Annotated in this window: 10 protein-coding genes; 8 read left to right on the forward strand and 2 right to left on the reverse strand. The window is 37.1% G+C overall.

Annotation, left to right across the window (positions count from 1 at the left end; all coding sequences use genetic code 11):
- The 8 genes from QUH73_RS14340 to QUH73_RS14375 all read left to right on the forward strand — a co-directional run bounded on the left by QUH73_RS14340 (position 1) and on the right by QUH73_RS14375 (position 9,355).
- Positions 1 to 1,398, forward strand: a complete 1,398-nt coding sequence (locus QUH73_RS14340; protein ID WP_289531123.1) for a MutS-related protein — start codon at positions 1 to 3, stop codon at positions 1,396 to 1,398.
- A gap of 81 nt (positions 1,399 to 1,479) precedes the next feature.
- Positions 1,480 to 3,033 (forward strand): lysine 5,6-aminomutase subunit alpha, encoded by a 1,554-nt coding sequence (locus QUH73_RS14345; RefSeq protein ID WP_289531124.1) that lies wholly within the window; start codon positions 1,480 to 1,482, stop codon positions 3,031 to 3,033.
- A 148-nt stretch (positions 3,034 to 3,181) separates the two neighbouring features.
- Complete coding sequence (locus QUH73_RS14350; protein ID WP_289531125.1) at positions 3,182 to 3,970, forward strand: OAM dimerization domain-containing protein; 789 nt, start codon at positions 3,182 to 3,184, stop codon at positions 3,968 to 3,970.
- A 92-nt stretch (positions 3,971 to 4,062) separates the two neighbouring features.
- Entirely contained in the window at positions 4,063 to 4,725 is a 663-nt protein-coding gene (locus tag QUH73_RS14355; protein WP_289531126.1) for a 3-oxoacid CoA-transferase subunit B, read from the forward strand.
- 2 nt (positions 4,726 to 4,727) lie between these two features.
- Complete coding sequence (locus QUH73_RS14360; RefSeq protein WP_289531127.1) at positions 4,728 to 5,933, forward strand: acetyl-CoA C-acetyltransferase; 1,206 nt, start codon at positions 4,728 to 4,730, stop codon at positions 5,931 to 5,933.
- Positions 5,934 to 6,168: 235 nt separating this feature from the next.
- Positions 6,169 to 7,308: an acyl-CoA dehydrogenase gene (locus QUH73_RS14365; protein ID WP_289531128.1), complete on the forward strand. Its 1,140-nt coding sequence runs from the start codon at positions 6,169 to 6,171 to the stop codon at positions 7,306 to 7,308.
- A gap of 121 nt (positions 7,309 to 7,429) precedes the next feature.
- Positions 7,430 to 8,215: an electron transfer flavoprotein subunit beta/FixA family protein gene (locus QUH73_RS14370; RefSeq protein WP_101309418.1), complete on the forward strand. Its 786-nt coding sequence runs from the start codon at positions 7,430 to 7,432 to the stop codon at positions 8,213 to 8,215.
- Between the two features lie 141 nt (positions 8,216 to 8,356).
- Complete coding sequence (locus QUH73_RS14375) at positions 8,357 to 9,355, forward strand: electron transfer flavoprotein subunit alpha/FixB family protein (RefSeq protein WP_289531129.1); 999 nt, start codon at positions 8,357 to 8,359, stop codon at positions 9,353 to 9,355.
- A 122-nt stretch (positions 9,356 to 9,477) separates the two neighbouring features.
- On the opposite strand, the gene QUH73_RS14380 is transcribed toward QUH73_RS14375, so the two are convergent.
- Both QUH73_RS14380 and QUH73_RS14385 read right to left on the reverse strand, forming a co-directional pair.
- Entirely contained in the window at positions 9,478 to 10,137 is a 660-nt protein-coding gene (locus QUH73_RS14380; protein WP_289531130.1) for a transposase, read from the reverse strand.
- Positions 10,138 to 10,291: 154 nt separating this feature from the next.
- Complete coding sequence (locus QUH73_RS14385) at positions 10,292 to 14,911, reverse strand: T9SS type A sorting domain-containing protein (protein WP_289531131.1); 4,620 nt, start codon at positions 14,909 to 14,911, stop codon at positions 10,292 to 10,294.
- Positions 14,912 to 15,200: the final 289 nt, after the last annotated feature.

Here is a 15,200-nt window from a genome sequence, read left to right on the forward strand (position 1 = left end):
ATGTTTCGGGAAATAGTATCACATACAAGCGGATTGCAATTTCTGGTGGAGAATCTGGGTGTAAGATCTCCAATGGGAAGACGCTACCTGCTGGATTCGAAAATGATGTGCTGCGAAAAGGAAATTACTGCAGAATTGAATTTGGTGGATCGGGTAGTGAAAGCTTTGGAATTGAATTCAGATTTGATTTCTCAAATTCAGAACAAATTAGCTCAGTTGCGCGATATCCGCGGAAGCGTGAATAATTTACTTGGAAATTTGGTGCTCGATGATGTTGAGTTGTTCGAAATTAAGGTATTTGCATTGGTCGCTCAGGAAATAGTTGAGCTTCAAAAAGAAGGAAAGCAGAGTTTTCTTGAAATTCAGGATTTGAGTCAATTAATTCGTTTGTTGGATCCTCAGAATACAAAAATTCCATCTTTTTACATCTACGATAATTACTCAATAGATTTAGCGGAAGCTCGTAAAGAGTTAAAATTAGCGAAGAGTAAAAATGAAGATTCTGAATTGGATATTGAAGTTTTATTCAATAAAGCACAAGTAATTGAGGCAAAGGTTCGTGAGGATCTATGTTCTAAAATCTCTTTACACGGAGCTGGTTTAGCAAATGCATTGCAGCAACTCGCGCACTTGGATTTGTTGATCGCGAAAGCTGTTCAAGCTAAAAGTTTACACCTGAGTAAGGGAGAAGTATCTAAAGAAAATACAATATACCGGGGCTTGTTCAACCCAATGATTAAAAATGAATTGGCAAACCAAAATAAAGAATATCAAGCCATTGATATTGAGCTTGAAAAATCGGTTTGTTTGATTACAGGAGCAAATATGGCTGGGAAAACGGTGGTATTAAAAACACTCGCTCTTTGTCAGTATTTGTTTCAATTTGGTTTTTTTGTTCCGGCAACATCGGCACAAATCAGCATTGTTGATCAAGTTATGATATCAGTAGGCGATGAGCAATCAGAATTGAACGGCTTGTCTTCTTTCGCATCGGAAATGTTGAATGTGAGCCGTATGGTAAAAGATTCTAAAAGCCATAACAATGTTTTGGTTTTGATTGATGAATTGGCTCGGACAACAAATCCGGTAGAAGGACTGGCTATTGTGAATGCTGTAGCAGCTATTTTTTATCATGGAAAAATAAAAAGCGTAATCACTACACATTACAGTGGTTTAAAATCCAAATTCAGAAAACTTCGGGTGAAAGGTCTGGACAAGGATTTGGGGGCAAATGTAATCACCCACAAAAATATTAACAGTTATATGGATTATTCATTGGTAGAGGATCTGGAAGGGGAAGTTCCTCACGAAGCGCTTCGGATTGCTTCTTTATTGGGAATCGATAAAGAGATAATTGAACGGGCGCAGAACCAATTAGCGTGTAAGAACAAATTATGAGTTATTAGTTATAAATGATGAATTGTGTAATACAGTTTCTTGATTTATAATTCATAATTCTTAAATCATAATTAGGAAGAAATGGAGAGGAGTAAACTAGGTCTTGACTTTGAAAAAGTTGGATACGCCAAAGAGGTGTCGAAACGAATTGCAGACGATGTTCAAAAATTCGTAGACAACTACTCAACTGTTGCAGTTGAGCGTACTTTGTGTCGTCTTTTGGGAATCGACGGAGTTGATAAAAATGAGGTGCCGTTACCAAATGTTCTTGTTGATGAATTGCAGGAAAAAGGGGTGTTGAGCGAAGGTGTAATGTTCTTTTTGGGAAATGCTGTTATCGAAACAGGATTAAACCCACAAGAAATTGCTGAAAAAATTGCTGTTGGTCAATTGGATCTAACTAAGATTCCGGTTCACTCAACCGAAGAAATTCATAAAGCAATTCAACCTTTTGTGATGAAAAGCATTCAGGTAATCAGAGATCGCAAAGCGAAAAGAGATAACTACCTGAATACAATTGGTGAAGGAAACAAACCGTATTTGTACGTGATTGTGGCTACCGGAAATATTTTCGAAGATGTTGTTCAGGCAGAGGCTGCCGCTCGTCAAGGTGCTGATATTATTGCAGTAATCAGAACTACCGGACAAAGCTTGCTTGACTATGTTCCTTACGGAGCAACCACCGAAGGATTTGGTGGAACCGTTGCAACACAGGAGAATTTCCGAATTATGCGTACTGCATTGGATAAGGTGGGCGAAGAGGAAGGTCGTTACATTCGTTTGTGTAATTACTGTTCTGGTTTGTGTATGCCCGAAATTGCTGCAATGGGTGCAATCGAAGGTTTGGACGTGATGTTGAATGACGCATTGTACGGCATACTTTTCCGCGATATCAACATGCAGCGTACAATTGTTGATCAGTACTTCTCTAGATTATTGAACGGTTTTGCCGGTGTTATTATCAATACCGGAGAAGATAACTACCTAACAACTGCTGATGCATTCGATGAGGCTCACACAGTTCTGGCCTCCGATTTTATTAATGAGCAGTTGGCATTGGTTGCAGGTATTCCTGAAGAGCAAATGGGATTGGGGCATGCGTTTGAAATGACTCCTGATTTGGAAAATGGATTCCTTTATGAGTTGGCGCAGGCGCAAATGATCAGAGAGATTTTTCCGAAAGCACCTTTGAAATATATGCCTCCAACAAAATTTATGACCGGTAATGTATTTAAAGGCCATGTTCAGGATGCATTGTTCAATCAAATTTCAATTTGGACCGGACAGGGAATTCAGTTGTTGGGAATGCTTACAGAAGCAATTCACACACCATTCATGTCCGACAGATATCTTTCTATTGAAAATGCTAAATACATCTTCAACAACATGAAGAGTATTGGCGACGAGATGGAATTTAAAGAAGGCGGAATCATTCGTCAGCGAGCAGCAAAAGTTCTTGATGATGCAACTGAATTGGTTGTGAAAATCGAAAAAGAAGGATTGTTTACAGCACTTGAAAAAGGAATTTTTGCTGACATCAAACGCCCGAAAAACGGCGGTAAAGGTTTAGCTGGAGTTGTGGAAAAAGGAAGCAACTACTTCAATCCGTTTATTGAATTATTGCATAAGAAGTAACAAGTATAAAGTAACAAGTTCAAAGTATCAAGTCCAAAGATTTGTGTTTTTGGAGTTGGGAAGTCCCCCCTTTCAGGGGGGATTAGGGGGGTGTTAAAAGACACAACTGCGATTGCATTTGATATTTAAAATATAAGGAGACAAAAATATGAGTGGAGGTCTTTATTCAACTGATTCCAACGAATTTGATAAAACACTTGATCTAACTAAGATCAAGCCTTACGGTGATACCATGAACGATGGTAAAACTCAGGTGAGTTTTACTTTGCCGGTAGTCAAAGGTGACGAGGCTATTGAAGCTGCCAAGCAAATGATGAGGAAAATGGGTTTTGAAAATCCTCAGGTTGTATATGTGCAGGAGTTGATGGCAGGATTTACATTTTTCAATTGTTATGGAAATTGTATTCATACTGTCGATTTTACAGGAATTACTGTTCCTAAAGTGGAAGCAACGGCTATGGATATGCACGAAACTGATGATTTCATTAAAGAAAACATTGGTCGCCCGATTCGGGTTCTAGGAGCCAGTACAGGTTCCGATGCACATACTGTAGGTATTGATGCAATCATGAATATGAAAGGTTTTGCCGGACATTACGGTTTGGAGCGTTACGAAATGATGGAAGCTTTAAACATGGGAAGTCAGGTGCCAAACGAAGAGTTTATCGCAAAAGCAATAGAATTTCAGGCGGATGTTCTTTTGGTATCGCAAACAGTAACTCAAAAAGATGTTCACATTAAGAATTTGGTGGAACTGGTTGAGCTAATGGAAGCTGAAGGATTGCGCGAGAAAGTAATTTTGATTTGTGGCGGACCGCGGATTTCTCATGAGTTGGCTAAAGAATTGGGTTACGATGCAGGTTTTGGAATGAACAAATATGCCGATGATGTGGCATCATATGCAGCACAGGAATTGAGCAGAAGAATAAATAAATAGTACCGAGTCGTTAGTACTTAGTAGCTAGTCGAACTAGTTACTAAAATCTAAAAACTAGTTACTGATATCTAACTACTTATTACTCAAAAGACATGGATAAAAATGAAATTAGAGAGGTAATTGCCAGGAGAGCTGCTCTTGAACTGCACGATGGTGATGTAGTAAATCTTGGAATCGGACTGCCAACAATTATCCCAAATTACGTTCCTGATGATGTGAATGTGATTTTACAATCGGAAAACGGATTGTTGGGGATGGGTGTTGCTCCTGCTGAAGGAGAAGAAGACCCTGATTTTGTGAATGCCGGAGGCGGATTTATCACTTGTAAAAATGGCGCCAGCAGTTTCGATAGTTCTGTTTCTTTTGGAATCATTAGAGGTGGTCATGTGGATGTTACTATTTTGGGAGCCCTTCAGGTAGACGAAAAAGGAAATTTAGCAAACTGGATTATTCCAGGTAAAAAAACTCCGGGAATGGGAGGAGCTATGGACTTGATCGTTGGAGCCAAAAGAGTGATTCTTGCTATGGAACATACTGCCCGGGGAAGTCACAAAATCATGACAGATTGTGATCTCCCATTAACCGCAGCGGGTCAGGTTAATATGATTATCACAGAAATGGGTGTAATGAATATTGTTCCGGAAGGAATTCTTTTAAAAGAGATCAATCCATTATTTAGCATTGAGCAAATTCAGGAAGCTACCGATGCAAAATTAATTATTGCTGAGGATTTAATTGAAATGAGAAAAAACTAGATATGAGCAAAGTATATATTGTTGCAGCCAAGCGAACTGCAATCGGGAAATTTTTAGGAGCACTAACTCCTGTAAAAGCTGCTGATTTGGCAGCAACAGTAATCAAGAACATCATTGAAGAAACCGGCGTTGATGCGGCAAAAATAGATGAGGTTGTTGTGGGTAACATCCTTATGGCTGGTCAAGGTCAGGGGATTGCCCGTCAGGCTTCTATTAAAGCTGGTATTCCTCAGGAAGTGCCGGCATACGGAATCAATATGATTTGTGGTTCGGGGATGAAAACAATCAATTTGGCTTATGCAAATATTAAAGCCGGTGAAGCGAATTTGATTCTTGCCGGTGGAACTGAGAACATGTCGGATGCTGGTTTTGTGATGCCGGGTACTGTTCGTGGCGGACACAAAATGATGGATTTAAAAGCCGTTGACCACATGGTTTTGGATGGTTTAACAGATGCTTTTGAAGGATATCATATGGGAATTACAGCAGAAAATATTGCTGCTAAATACAACTTAACCCGCGAAGAGCAGGATGCTTTTTCGTTTGCTTCTCAGCAAAAAGCAATGGCAGCTCAGGATAATGGACATTTTAAAAATGAAATTGTTCCTGTAGAGATCAAATCCCGTAGAGAAACGACCATTTTCGATACTGATGAATTTATTAATCGTGGAACCAGCGTAGAAAAATTAGCAGGCCTGCGTCCCGCTTTTAAAAAGGATGGAACGGTAACTGCAGGTAATGCATCGGGCATAAATGATGGTGCTGCTTTTGTATTGGTTGCTTCTGAAGAAGCGGTTAAAGAGTTTGGTTTAACTCCTCTTGCAGAGATTGTAGCTACCGGTCAGGGTGGTGTTGATCCTGCAATTATGGGAATGGGACCTGTTCCTGCAATTGCAAGAGCATTGAAGAAAGCGAATATGAAATTGGAGCAAATGGACGTGTTGGAGTTGAACGAAGCTTTTGCGTCTCAATCATTGGGAGTAGTAAAACAATTGTGCGAAGATCACGCTGTAACTGCTGACTTCTTTGCCGAAAGATGTAATTTGAATGGTGGAGCTATCGCTTTAGGTCACCCAATTGGAGCATCTGGAACCCGTATCACCGTAAGTTTAATTCACGAAATGAAACGCAGCGGAAAAGAGTACGGTTTGGCCTCACTTTGTATTGGAGGCGGAATGGGAACTGCAATTATTTTGAAAAACGTGTAAAAATAGTACGGAGTAATTAGTTTATAGTAGTTGGTACAAGACAAAGCTTGATTTATAGTACTAACTACTAGTGTCAAGTTGAACCTGAAAATAGGTTTAACCTGTCAGAGTGCGAAGCTCCTGACAGCGTTAATTCCACAGATATTGGGCATTGTTTGGGTGACAAATTACCCGAACATAGAATGGTGGGTCTGATACTAGTTACTAACGACTAATTACTATTATCTGAAAAATAATGAATTTTAGCTTAACAAAAGAACAGGAATTGTTTCAGCAAATGATTAAAGATTTTGCTGAAAAAGAAGTGAAACCTTTGGCTGCTGAAGTGGACGATTTGGAACGTTTTCCGATTGAGACAGTAGAGAAGATGGCCAAAATTGGAATTATGGGTATTCCAATCCCAAAGCAATATGGCGGTGCAGGTGGTAGTAATGTAATGTACTCGATGGCTGTTGAAGAACTGTCGGCGGTATGTGCAACCACCGGGGTTATTGTATCGGCTCATACATCATTGTGTGCGGCTCCTATTTTGGAGCACGGAACAGAGGCACAAAAACAAAAATACCTTCCTAAGCTTGCATCCGGAGAGTGGATTGGTGCTTTCGGTTTAACTGAACCTAACGCGGGTACCGATGCTGCAGGACAACAGACAACAGCAATCGAGGATGGCGACAATTATATCATCAACGGAAGTAAGATATTTATTACCAATGCTGAATTTGCTCACGTTTATGTGATTTTGGCAATGACTGATAAATCACAAGGTACACGTGGAATCACTGCTTTTATCATTGAGAAGGGAACTCCTGGTTTTTCTATCGGGAAAAAAGAAAAGAAAATGGGTATCCGTGGTTCAGCAACCTGCGAATTGGTGTTCGAAAACTGTATTGTTCCTAAGGAAAACCTATTGGGTAAATTGAGTAAAGGTTTCGGTATTGCTATGAAAACCTTAGATGGCGGACGTATTGGTATCGCCGCTCAGGCTTTGGGTATTGCTCAGGGAGCTATCGACGAAACAGTGAAATATGTGAAAGAAAGAAAGCAATTCGGTCGTCCGATTTCGGCATTTCAGAATACACAATTTCAGTTGGCTGATATGAATACCAAAACGGAAGCTTCGCGCATGTTGGTTCGCAAGGCGGCTTACAAAAAAGATGCTAAACTTCCTTATTCTGTTGATGCTGCAATGGCTAAGCTTTTCGCTGCTGAAACTGCAATGGAAGTAACCAATAAGGCAGTTCAACTTCACGGAGGATATGGTTATACCAGAGAATATCCGGTGGAGCGTATGATGCGTGATGCAAAAATTACAGAAATCTACGAAGGAACATCAGAAGTTCAGAGAATGGTGATTTCAGCCAATATGCTTAAGTAAACAATAGTAGTTAGTACAGAGTAGTTAGTGCATAAAAGAAAGAATTCAGGACAATAATTAAACTAATTACTCATAGCTGGTTACTAACGACTAGTTACTAATTACTAAAAACTAAAAAGAGATGAAAATAGTTGTCTGTATTAAACAGGTACCGGATACAACCGAAATAAAAATTGATCCGATTACGGGAACTTTGATCCGTGACGGTGTGCCAAGTATTATGAACCCTGACGATAAGAGTGGTTTGGAAATGGCATTGCAGTTAAAAGATGAAAAAGGAGCTCACGTAACTGTAATCACTATGGGACCTCCTCAGGCCGATTTAATTCTTCGTGAGGCTTATGCCATGGGAGTTGATCGTGCCATCCATTTAACGGATCGAAAATTTGCAGGAGCAGATACTTTGGCTACTTCGCATGCTTTAGCAGGTGCATTACGGAAGATCGATTTTGATCTTTTGATCACAGGCCGTCAGGCAATTGATGGCGATACCGCTCAGGTAGGCCCTCAGATTGCTGAGCATTTGGATTTGCCACAGGTATCCTATTTGGAAGATTTAAAATTCGACGGAGATAAAACGTTCACAATGAAACGTCATATCGAAGACGGATACCAAATGCTGGAGGTGGAAGCTCCTTGCGTGGTCACTGTTCTTTCATCGGCAAATACTCCCCGTTACATGAATGTTGGCGGAATTGTTGATGCCTATCAAAAAGAAGTTGAGGTTTGGGGATTCAACGAAATTGAAGTTGATGAGAAAGATCTGGGACTAAAAGGATCGCCAACAAGCGTGCACAAAGCATTTGCCCGCGGTTTGAAACCAGCAGGTGAGCTTTACGAAGTTGGTACGGATGAGGCCGTAGGAATCATCATCAAAAAATTAAAAGAGAAATTCATTCTAAACTAGATTTAATTACGAATTACGAATTGGCAATTACAAATTGTATCAGAAATAGATAAAATCTTGAATTTATATTTCTTCCTTATTACAGTTTGAATTTTCGCTTTTAGGATATCGTAATTCGTAATTAATAATTCGTAATTGATTATGAACTTAGAAGATTACAAAGGCATATACGTCTTCATCGAACAACGTGAAGGTATCATTCAGAATGTTGCTTTAGAGTTGCTTGGACAGGCCAGGAAGTTGGCTGATGAGTTGAACGACAAAGTGTACGCAATGCTATTGGGACATCAGATTGCTGATCAGGCACAGAGCTTAATTGCCCGTGGTGCCGATGAGGTGATTGTTGTTGATGCTCCTGAATTAAAAGAGTATACTACAGAACCATATACACAGGCAATTTGCCAAATTATCAACGAAAGAAAACCGGAATCTTTATTTATCGGGGCAACCACTTTAGGTCGTGATTTGGGGCCAAGAGTTTCGGCCCGAGTTGGCACAGGTTTAACAGCTGATTGTACCAAAATTGAGGTGGGCGAAAATGGGGAGATGTTAATGACCCGTCCTGCTTTCGGAGGAAATTTGATGGCGACCATTGTTTGTAAAAATCATCGTCCGCAAATGGGGACTGTTCGTCCGGGAGTATTGTTTGCCATGGATGCTGACGAAAGTCGCACCGGAGCGATTGTGAACTACGAGGTGAAGTTTAATGCAGCTAAGTTTCGTGTGAAATTGTTGAAAACCGTGAAGGAAGACAACAATTTGATTGATATTACCGAAGCCAGAATTTTGGTTTCAGGCGGACGGGGAATTGGCAATAAAGAAGGGTTTGAAGCAATGGATGCATTGGCAAACACATTGAATGCGGAAGTTTCGGCTTCGCGCGCCATGGTTGATGCCGGTTACATTGGTCACGATCGTCAAGTGGGTCAGACAGGAAAAACTGTTCGTCCTGATTTGTACTTTGCATTTGGTATTTCGGGAGCCATTCAGCACGTTGCTGGTATGGAAGATTCCGACTTGATTATCGCCGTTAACAAAGACAAATACGCACCCATTTTTCAGGTTTCTGATTTGGGTATTGTTGGCGATGCCAAACAAATCATTAAAAAGCTAACCGAGAGATTGGAAAAACAAAATTAATCACGCCATTAACTACAAGTTGAAAGACTCGCTCGATTGTTTTCGGGCGGGTCTTTTTTTTTAGGAAACCAGACAGGTTTACTTGCGTCTTGTAAATTTAACCTGTCTGGTTGAAGAATAAATTAAATCTCCAGCCATTCATCCATCTCCATAAAATCGACGTGTTGCTGATGCATAAATCTGAAATTAGCTTCATCATCGAACCATTCAATTACATCTTTTCGTTTCAATTTTGTTGGTTTAACCGATAAACAAGTTAGATAGCTGCTCCACGGATAGTCCACGGCAATATCCGTAAATCCGTGATGAATAGGATTGTTGTGAATGTATACTATCAGATTTCTGAAATACTGATCATCTGGTACTTGTTTTCTTTTGAAAGGGCGCTCAAATAAACTACCTGTTCGTTGGTATTTACTATTGATATACTTGGAATAGGCATTGCACAAATTAGAGAAATTCTGGTGTGGGGGTTTTAACTTGACAAGATTTTCTTCATCATCCAACCAGACAGGTTTACTTGCGTCTTGATTAGTTAACCTGTTTGGTTTTGTGTACTGTTTTAATATTTCTTCTTCCGATTTTATTCTAACCAGCAAATGAAAATGATTAGGCATCAAAACCCATGCAAAAGTATCTGCAATTGGATCGATATGTTTTTCGTACAGACGAAGAAAGCGTTTGTAATCATTTTCAACCCGATACAAATTACACCCATCAATGCCACGATTATAAATGTGATAATAGGATTCGGATTCTAAAGGAATGGTTGCTGACGGCATGCTGTTTTGTTTAATTATTAAACCTGACAGGTTTACTTGCGTCTTGTAAATTTAACCTGTCTGGTTTTAAAACTTACTTATTGCTTCATTCAACCCAACAGGTTATTTACATCTTGATTAATTAACCTGTCGGGTTTTTGGTTTTAAAACTCACCTATTTCTTCAATATTTTATAGCTCACTACGCCACTTTTCGATTGAATTTTCAGGATGTACATGCCGCTTTTAAAGCCTGAAAGATTCAATTGTTCCGAATCTGAATAGCTCTTTTGTTGAAACCTGATTTGTCCTTTTACATCGTAAATGTAAATCATCCGATCTTCGTTCTTGTCAAAGCTGATATTCAAATCGGTGATTACCGGATTCGGATAAACTTGAATTGAACTTTTTAAAACATCACTAATTCCGGTTGCAATATCAACTGTAATTTTAATGGTGGCTTCGGTAGCTTCATATTCATCATTCCCGGCTTGAATGGCTTTAATTTCAACAGTTCCTTCTTTGTTAAAAGTAATTGCCTTTCCATTAATGCTGGCATCTCCTGAAACCAATTCAAATGTTACTTCCAATCCTGATGTTGCACTTGCGTTTAGTTCTATTACGTCATTTGCTTTAACGGAGGTAGGAGCGTTTATAAAGTCAATGCTTTGATCTCTTTTTTCAACTGTAATTTCAATGATCACTTCCGCAACCTCAAATTCATCATTTCCGGCTTGTGTTGCTTTCACTTGAATTGTTCCCTCGGTAGTGCAGGTCAATCGATCACCATTAAGATTTGCTGTGCCAGAAACGATAGAAAAGCTAACAGGAAGCGTTGAAGACGCATTTGCAATCAATGTGATTACATCATTTACTTTAGCATTGGTAGGAGAATCAACAAAGCTTACTGTTTGTGAATTTGTATTGACTGTAATTTCAATGATCGCTTCCGAAGTCTCAAACTCATCATTTCCAGCTTGTATTGCTTTTACTTTTACAATACCCTCTTTTAAGCAAATTAATTCGTTGCTATTTAAGTTTGCTTCTCCTTCTAGCACTTCAAAACTAACTTCTAGGTTTGAACTGGCTGTCGCAGTAAGCACGATTGCATCATTTACTTTAGCTGTTGTTGGTGCATTTACAAAGCTTACGGTTTGAGTTTTTTTATTGACTGTGAATTGTAATGTTTGTTCCACTGCAATAAATTCGTTGTTCCCGATTTGTTTCGCTTTAATTGTTACATCTCCTGCGCTGGTAAATGTGATTGAATTACCATACAGTTCTGCATCTCCTGAGGCTATTGAAAAGCTTACAGGTAAAGTAGAACTCGCTGTCGCAATAAGCTCCATTGTCTCATTTATTATTACTGAACCAGAAGTATTTTGTATATCTAGAGTTTGATCTTTTTTGATCACACTTATAGTGAAAGATGTTTCGGTAGACTCGTAAATAGAATTACCTGCTTGGCTTGCTTTCACGATTACTTCTCCTGCTTCGGTAAAGTTTAAGTTTGTTCCTGATAGCACAGCAGTTCCAGAAATTATTTCCAAATCAATTGCTAATCCTGAACTTGTAGAAAGATTTAAATCCAGATTCTCATTAATTGTAACCTGCGATGGAATATTTTCAGTGTTAATTTCTTGATCTTTTTTTCGAACGATAAACAAGTAAGATTGTTCCGTTTCGTTGTATTCGTCATTCCCTGAGTTTATAGCTTTGATAATTACATTGCCCAATTCATTAAAAGTAATTGTATTGCCACTAATACTAGCGTTGCCTTTTACAATGATATAGCTTACTTCAAGACCGGAACTAATAGTCACATCCAGATCTAATTGATCGGTAGCCTCAACTTCAGATGGCACATCATTAAAAGTGATAAATTGATCCTTTTTACTTACCGCGATCTCTACTGTTGCTTCAGCAGCTTCATATTCATCGTTTCCAACTTGTTTGGCCTTAACTTTTAGTATTCCTGATTTTGTGCAAGTCAGCTGGTTTCCGTTAAGGTTAGCTTCTCCTGAAACGATTTCAAAACTAACTGGTAGCGTAGAGCTGGCATTTGCTTTTAAGCTTAATACATCATTTACTTTTGCTGAGGAAGGAGGGCTTGTAAAGCTAATTGTTTGTGTTTTTTTACTAACGACAATTTCGAACGTTGTTTCCAGAGCTTCGAACTCATAGTTTCCTATCTGAATAGTTTTTATTTTAACGGTGCCTGCTTTAGTGCATGTAAGTTTATTCTGCGTAAGCACTCCTTCTCCTGAAATGATTTCAAAACTGACAGGTAGATTAGATGAAGCGGTTACATTAAGAGTTAATATATCACTTACTTTTGCAGAGGCTGGTATATCAATAAAATTGAAAGTTTGACTCCTCTTCTCAACAACAATCTCCTTCGTTGTCTCTGCTTCTAAAAATTCGAAGTTGCCACTTTGGCTTGCTTTAATAATTACTTTTCCTGAATTATTTACAGTTAGAGTATTTCCATCAAGTTTGGCATCGCCTGAAACGATCGATAAACTTACTGATAGTCCGGAGCTTGCAGAAGCATTTAATTCTATAATATCATTTACCTTAATATTAGAAGGTAAATTTAGGCCACTAATATTTTGTTCTTTTTTAAAAACATTTACATCAATAATTTTTTCAGTAGGTTTATATGTAAGGTCACCTTCCTGGTAAAATTTTATTTTTGTTAAGCCAGATTTTGTAAAAGTAATACTCTTGTTATCATTTATTATTGCCTCTCCATGCAAAATTTCTTGTTTTAGAGGAAGTTCAGAGCTAACGTTAGCTTTAAAATCAATAGTGTTTTTTACATATGCCGATTGTTGTAAATTTTCTAATGTGATTTGTTGTTCGAATTTATTTATTGTTATCTCTTTTGTGTATACTTTCGCCTCTGGAAATTCGGAATTGGTCATTTCGCAAGAATATTTACCAGGTTTTAGGAGTTTAAATTTACAATGTTCGGTTTCTTCAATAGGCAAGTTGGAATAATGGTACGAATTACCTAAGATGTATTGCCATTTAAAATTTGTAACGTGTTCTCCAAATTTATATTCTGATGAATAATCTATAATTACTCCTGCATCTGCATTGTCAATCTCAAAAACTTCAGTTTGATTTTTAAAAATTGCTGAAGAAAAGATATTTTTTATTTTAATTAATTCAGAGAATGGAATACGATTTCCTGAACAATCAAGTACTACTATCTTAGTATTTGTTTGAATATCTAATGAATTTAAATTATTTGATCTGCAACTTATGTGATATAGGAGTGTGTTTGTAGAAATGTTTAATGAGTTGATTTCATTATTAGAACAATCTAGAAAATTAAGCTTTGAGTTGTTGTCTAACTCTAGACTAGTTAGTCGATTAGAAATACAATTTAAATTTTCTAAATTGATAAGATAATTTGTTTCTAGATTTTTAATTTGATTCGTACCACACCTTAAAATTTTAAGATCGATATTATTTGAGATATCTAATTCTTGTAATTTATTACTGGTACAATTTAATTCTGTTATTTTTTTGTTTGAAGCAATGTTTAAGGAAGAAAGGTTGTTTCGTGAGCAATCCAATTTGGTTAAATTAATGAAGGATTCAATTCCTGTTAAATCTGAAATATCCTTATTTGAAACAATAATACTACCTTTAAAGGATATAGCTTCTGCTTCTTGAATTTCGTTATCACCATTTAAATTTATATTTGAATGGCTAATTAGATATTGTTTGAAATTTTGATCGGTAATTGCAACAATTTTATTGTTGTCGTTAATAAGAATTCGTTCTGTTGTTATTGTTAAGTCAGCAAATTGTTCGTTAGTCATTTTACAATAAAATACTCCTTCATTTTGAAATTCAAAAATACCATTGCCTATTGTTTTTATAGTATTATCACCATCATTAAGTTTTACATTATTATAGTACCAATTAAAAATAGTTGGCTCTTTTTCAGATAATAATTCTTTAGAATAATCAATTTGGAATTTACTTTTGTCTTCGATAAAGGAAAAGACTCTTTTTGATGATTCACAGGTGAAAACTGTACTTTGATTCTTCAAAGACAATAATATCGAAAATGGCAATCTATTATTGGAACATATTATTTTATCTACAATAATGCTATTGTCTAAGATAACATCACTGAGATTATTGTTCTCACATGTTAAGTTATTAATTAGTTTATTATGTTTTAAGTTTAGGATTGAAATTTGATTGTTATGGCACTTTAAAGATTCAAGCTTTGTATTGTTGCTTACATCTAGGTTTATTAGGTTGTTGTAAGCACATCTTATTGATGTGATTTCAGTGTTTGTAATTATTTCTAATGTGGAAATGTCATTAAAAGCGCAATCTAAACTGGTAAGATTTGTGTTTGATTTTAAATCAAGGGTTTTTATCTTATTACCGTAGCAATCGATTTGCTTTAATAATTTATTGTTATTTGTACTTAAAGATGTAAGTTGGTTGCCACTACAGATTAACTGTGTGAGTTTTGTATTGTTGTCTATGTTAATTGATTTGAGATTATTATCATAGCAACTGATAGATTTAATGTTAGTGAAATATTCAATTCCCGTTAAATCGGATATCTCTAAGCCATTAACATATATACCTCCCGTAAAAGCCACCGCCTCACTTTCCGAAATCTCCCCATCACCATCGGTATTAATTTTGGTATTATCGACCAATGCTTTTTTAAAATTGGCATCGGGAATGTTTATGTTTTGAGCGCTTAGTGTAAGGGACGCAAACAAGAAGAAGAAAAGAGTAAAGTTTTTAATCATAGTGTTGATTTTCATATTAAAAATAAGAATGTTCGATTGATGTTTGTTGTAAATAACTTAATTGAATGCTGTATGTCTATATACGCTACTGTTTTAAGTAATTTTGTTTACCATATATTAAACAAAGTGTAAATGTATAAAAAAATAGAATGAGATTTTGCTGATTATAATGCATTGAATTGGCAGGATGAAATTACCTGTTCTGTATTTCCGATTCATTAGGGGATAAGCAATGGTTTTGATAATGAGAAATATTTTATGTTTGCTCTTATTTAGATTTAGAATTCGT

It is taken from the genome of Labilibaculum sp. K2S, assembly GCF_030372765.1.
GTDB lineage: Bacteria > Bacteroidota > Bacteroidia > Bacteroidales > Marinifilaceae > Labilibaculum.

What these genes read in the sequence shown, in the direction of transcription:
- QUH73_RS14340 (WP_289531123.1), top strand. Translation starts at nt 1, where the DNA reads ATGTTTCGGGAAATAGTATCACATACAAGCGGATTGCAATTTCTGGTG.
- QUH73_RS14345 (WP_289531124.1), top strand. Translation starts at nt 1,480, where the DNA reads ATGGAGAGGAGTAAACTAGGTCTTGACTTTGAAAAAGTTGGATACGCC.
- QUH73_RS14350 (WP_289531125.1), top strand. Translation starts at nt 3,182, where the DNA reads ATGAGTGGAGGTCTTTATTCAACTGATTCCAACGAATTTGATAAAACA.
- QUH73_RS14355 (WP_289531126.1), top strand. Translation starts at nt 4,063, where the DNA reads ATGGATAAAAATGAAATTAGAGAGGTAATTGCCAGGAGAGCTGCTCTT.
- QUH73_RS14360 (WP_289531127.1), top strand. Translation starts at nt 4,728, where the DNA reads ATGAGCAAAGTATATATTGTTGCAGCCAAGCGAACTGCAATCGGGAAA.
- QUH73_RS14365 (WP_289531128.1), top strand. Translation starts at nt 6,169, where the DNA reads ATGAATTTTAGCTTAACAAAAGAACAGGAATTGTTTCAGCAAATGATT.
- QUH73_RS14370 (WP_101309418.1), top strand. Translation starts at nt 7,430, where the DNA reads ATGAAAATAGTTGTCTGTATTAAACAGGTACCGGATACAACCGAAATA.
- QUH73_RS14375 (WP_289531129.1), top strand. Translation starts at nt 8,357, where the DNA reads ATGAACTTAGAAGATTACAAAGGCATATACGTCTTCATCGAACAACGT.
- QUH73_RS14380 (WP_289531130.1), bottom strand. Translation starts at nt 10,137, where the DNA reads ATGCCGTCAGCAACCATTCCTTTAGAATCCGAATCCTATTATCACATT.
- QUH73_RS14385 (WP_289531131.1), bottom strand. Translation starts at nt 14,911, where the DNA reads ATGATTAAAAACTTTACTCTTTTCTTCTTCTTGTTTGCGTCCCTTACA.